Annotated in this window: 3 protein-coding genes and 1 pseudogene; 2 read left to right on the top strand and 2 right to left on the bottom strand. The window is 60.4% G+C overall.

Translation table 11 applies throughout. The features are described from left to right. Together MJ785_RS15945 and MJ785_RS15940 are read left to right on the top strand one after the other, a co-directional pair. Positions 1-786: pseudogene (locus MJ785_RS15945) on the top strand (hypothetical protein); the annotation flags it as partial. Further along, complete coding sequence (locus MJ785_RS15940; RefSeq protein WP_239346659.1) at positions 783-2,120, top strand: lipopolysaccharide biosynthesis protein; 1,338 nt, start codon at positions 783-785, stop codon at positions 2,118-2,120. The pseudogene MJ785_RS15945 and the gene MJ785_RS15940, both read left to right, overlap by 4 nt. Here MJ785_RS15940 and MJ785_RS15935 read toward each other — a convergent pair. After that, positions 2,023-3,369, bottom strand: a complete 1,347-nt coding sequence (locus tag MJ785_RS15935) for a hypothetical protein (RefSeq protein ID WP_239381549.1) — start codon at positions 3,367-3,369, stop codon at positions 2,023-2,025. The two genes, MJ785_RS15940 and MJ785_RS15935, sit on opposite strands and share 98 nt — an antisense overlap. 159 nt (positions 3,370-3,528) lie before the next feature. Beyond that, positions 3,529-4,254, bottom strand: coding sequence for a glycoside hydrolase family 16 protein (locus tag MJ785_RS15930; RefSeq protein ID WP_239346657.1), 726 nt, complete (start codon positions 4,252-4,254; stop codon positions 3,529-3,531). Between the last annotated feature and the right edge of the window lie 489 nt (positions 4,255-4,743).

Here is a 4,743-nt window from a genome sequence, read left to right as displayed (position 1 = left end):
GGTGCCGTCCGTCTGCTCCACAGGAGTGACGGCAGGGCGGTGGCACTGCTTCTGCTGGCCACTACACCGGTTTTTCTGATCTTCGGTCAAAACTACGGTGGTGAGGCAATTCTACGGGTGGTCCTGTTTGCGCTGCCGTGGTGCGCAGTCCTGGCTGCGGTTGCGGTCGCCGGTGTTTCCCATGAGGTGTCGCTGGCTGGCGCTCAGCCGGCGATGCACGGATCCCGGCGGTGCCTGCGTGTCGCCGGCCGGTATTCGCTGTTCGCCGTCATGCTGACCTGCGCGGCATTATTTGTTCCCGCCTACTTTGGCCAGGATGAAATCGATCTTATAAGTCATGACCAGGTCGCGGCCAACCGCTATCTGTACGCCTACGGCCAACCCGGTTCGGTGATCATGAATATCGCTTCCAACGCGCCGGTGCGGTCCAGCGCCAACTACAATCTCTTCTTCGATGAATCCCTGTTCCGTGACGAGAAATTCAGATATCGTCCGCTCGGGGCCGCTGACGTTGACGATGTGGTCGCGACAATGCACGCCTACGCGCCGTCCGGTTATCTGGTTTTCACCCCCAGTACCGAGGCGTTCGCCCGGGTGTTCCAGCTCACTCCACCGGGTGCCGTCGTATCGTTGGAACACGCGATAGCGGAGTCGGGCTTCTTCACGCCCTTCTATGTCGGACCGGACACCCGCATCTATGCGTTGCGTCCGATACCTGCATCACCGGGCTCCACATCACTGCCGGCCGCGAAACCGGCAGATGGCAGCCCGGGACGAGCGTCGTGACGGGCGGACCGCGCAGTCCGTTGTACCGCAACGGACTGGCGCTCGCCTGCAGCGCGGGCTTGTCGGCATTGCTCGGTGCCGGCTACTGGGCGCTGGCGGCCCATACCGCAAGGCGGGCGTCCGTGGGAGAGGCGACGGCTCTGGTGTCGGCGATGACGGCGCTTTCTCTGATCGGCCAGCTCAATCTCGGGAACGCGCTGACAGCATTTCTCCCCAGAGCCGGCTATCATCGATTCAGGATCGTGCTGGGCAGTTACCTCGGATCGGTCTGTCTAAGCGTCCTGCTAGGCGCGGGTTTTGCCCTGGTGGCGCCCCGCATAAGCCCTGCCTTCGAGATACTCGCCCATATCGGCATGGTGGTGGGTTTTGCCCTCTCGGTCGGTGTCTGGACACTATTCGTCATGCAGGATTCCGTCCTGGCCGCACTCCGACGGGCGTCCTGGGTCCCGATGGAGAACATCGTCTTCAACGTCATCAAATTCCTGTTACTCCTGGCCTTCGGAGGCGGGTCGGTGCTGGCGCTCTGCGGGGCATGGATCATACCGGCCGGCATCGCGGTCGTCGCGGTTTCCTGGTTGCTTTTCCGCCACTTTCTTCCGACTGGTACCACGCCGGCTCCCGACACCAGCCCACGCAACTTCAGACGTTTTCTCGCCGGCGAAGGTATTACTATGATCTTCGAACGGGTCGGTGTGACGCTCGTTCCCCTCCTGGTCGTGGTAATGGTCGGTCCAGCAGCGGGTGCGCCATTCGCGCTTTCTTGGATGATCATGCAGGCACTCGAAGCACTGATTTTCGGATTTGGTTTGTCGCTGATCGTGGAGGGCGCCCAAGCTGAGGCCGACGTCGTTACCATGCACCGCGAACTGCGTCGGCGTGCGCTGCTCGGTGTCGCTGCTATTGTTCTGGCCGCTGAGATCGGAGCACCTTTGCTGTTGCGTATCTTCGGCGCCGGCTACCAGGAAGACGCCACCGCTGTGTTCCGGCTGCTGCTGCTCGGCCCGCTGCCCGCGACAATCGTGATATTGGGTGTCAGCACAGCGCGTGCGCAGCGCCGAATTCGCCGAATCGTGGGCGTCCATCTGAGCATCGCCCTCCTGGTGCCCGCTGGCGCTGTACTACTCGGACACCTGTACGGAGTGGTCGGCGTCGGTGCCGCATGGTTGGCGGTGCAGGCGATCGTCGCCACCGCGGTGCTGCTGACCGAACCTGGCGAACAGCGGTCTTCCTCTCCGATCAGGGCCTTTCGTCTTGTTCCGGCTGAGCCCCTCGTGGTGCACGCCCCGGTCGGTAGCGAGGCTCCAAATAGCGCGGTCGGACGGCATCCCGACTGATCCGGTTGATCTGGCGATGTACCCCGTGCCAGCCCATCCGTAGACAGACAAGCCCGAAGGGCGCCAGATCGTCCGCGGCGAACCAGGCCTTCTCTGTGACTCCGTGCAGCGATGTCGCCCATGACCGGACATCCAGCTCACCACGTCGGCGGTATCCGAGCGCCGCAATCGGGTCGAGGATTTCGACCACGAAACCGCGCCCGGCGACCGGTACGCCGGCCGGTATCGCCTGGCCAGTCAGATCAAGATATGCGGCACGCGCCAGGTCGATGCCGGCTGTGTTCTCGAACAATCGGAACTGGGCGCCGAGCCTCGGATTGAAATCGAGCAGTTTGTACTGGTCGTCGCGGGCGTCCCAGCGAAGATCAATATCCAGGATTCCGTGGAAGGACAAGCGTGTCAGCAGCTCCTCGATCTGTCGACGCAGCCTCTCGTTCTCCACCGACCGGCCCAGACACGTCACTCCGAAGTGCGGCGGGTAAGATCGTTCTTTGATTCCAGTGAAGGCCGGCCGGCAGGTCGAACGAGAATCACAGTAGCCATGAAAGAACCAGTCGTCACCTGGCCCGGCAGGTATGTACTCCTGCAGGAGCAGCGTCGTGCCTTCTGCCTGCTCGCATCTACCGTAGTAGTCGACGAGCTCTTCTCTGGTATGAATCACGGACGTGCTTCGCAGCGCCCCGGCGTGGCCGCGTCGCCATTGACAGGTGAGTTTGGCGACGAGTGGCAGGCCGATTCGGGCCGCGAAGTCCTGGGCCTCGGCGAGCGAGGTGGGCAGTGCGGCCGTTGCGCAGGGGACACCGAGTTCCCGGCACATCCTGTACATCAGATACTTGTCTGCCAGCCGGCGCGGCAGATTGTGCGGAGGAGCCGGAAAAATGAACCACGGCCGCAGTTCATCGCCGTGTTCCGCGACGAACACCGCACTTGCGTCGTCGACCGGAATAAGGACGGCCGGACGGCCGATGTCGGCCGCCAGCCGCAACAGACCCTGCCTGAGCTGGTCGGCGTCGTCAGGGTCTGGAGTCCAGAACATGCGGCCATGCAGATAGCGCGAACTGGCCGCGGGGGCCAACCGGTCCTCGTGCACGCTGTAGACGGGTATCCCGAGGCGGCCGAGACTCCTGCTCGCACCGAGACCGCCGTGGTAAAACGGATCAGGGAGAATTTTGAGGATGACGGCCGGGGTTTCGGTATCGATATGCTCAATGGGGGGTCTTGCATCAGCTCGGCGAAATATTAGCTGCATTCGTCTAGCATTCCACCGGCCCATGACTTCCACACCTCGGGCCACCTTTCGTGATTGTCGGAAATATCCGTAGTGTGACCCGTTTGATTATCAGCCTGAAAGACGGCAAGCGAAGAGTGATCGTGGAATACGATTGATCGATCACACGCATGATAGTGATCATTTCTGCAGGTACGAGTACACCGCCACCCAGTCGATCTGCACCGCCCCGCTCGTACTGGCCGCGGGGAAATGATCGAGAGATGACTCGGTCTGGATAACCCAGTGCATCGGCGTGTTGGGTATCCTCCCGGTCGAGCTACCGATGGACCGGTCATCGAGGATGAAATCTACTTTGTTTGGGGTCCACTCAATGCTGGCGGTATGCCATGCCGTGTACGTCGTTGTGGTGCCGAAGTCCTCCTGGTCGCCGCCAGAGGTTCCATCCTGTCGATGCATGAACGCGCTGATGCTTCCAGACAGGTCGCCTTCGGGAAAATCGATTTCTCCGTCGCGTGGCCATGCCCCGCTATCGGGCCACAAGAGCCATGCGGTCTTGAAACCGACGAGCGGATCCGCCCGGAAGCGGATGGTGAACTTACCGTACAACTGGCCTTGGTAAGCTGTGGAACTGCCGGGCAGTACAGGAATGAGTGCCGCACCCATGGGTGTTCCATTCGCAGTGTGTAGATTATAGTCAAGAACGCCATTCTGGACACTTAGCACTTTGCTAGGATAATAATATGATTTTGCCCCGTTTTTGCCCGCGGTGTCGAGTGTTCCGTCCGGATAGGCATTCCACCTGCCTTGATACGGGGCCGCGCTCGGGAAACTGCCGACCGGCGTATCGGTGACGAAATCTTCGGTGAAAATCTGTTTCCAGCCGGGAAGATCTCCTCGTGGCATTGTCACACCGGAAGCGCTGGGGGCGATGGGGATCGCGACCGACCTTGCTGTGGGTTGCGAAGACTTTGATGTTGGGGTGGCGTCAGGTGCGGCCGGGGGCTGACAGGCCACAAGTACGATACCTGCCAAAATGATCATTGCAGTCAGGCAAATGTATCGAGATGGCAGAAGGTGGCGTATAGCTACTGTAGCTGGCATGTTCCGCGGAACAGGAATTTTACACCTCTTTTATCTGAACTACCCCACACCCCCTCGGAGTGAGAAGTTAACAGCGGTCACCGGTGCCACTCAAGATTATATGTCAATCGTTAAACACTGCAATCACAACTAACGAACATAATCGTTGACCCCGTTGTCCGCGCAGCTAAATTTATCCATACCGTGATATAATTCATGTGTTCTGTTGATACACCAATCGGTGTCTCATAGCGATGATGATGGCCCCACGCGCGCTGTAGCCGGGATACCGACGGGGTATGGGGGTAGGGA

The sequence above is a fragment of the Protofrankia sp. CiT1 genome, assembly GCF_917627335.1.
Classification (GTDB): domain Bacteria; phylum Actinomycetota; class Actinomycetes; order Frankiales; family Frankiaceae; genus Protofrankia.
This window is presented reverse-complemented; position numbering and strand designations above follow the sequence as displayed.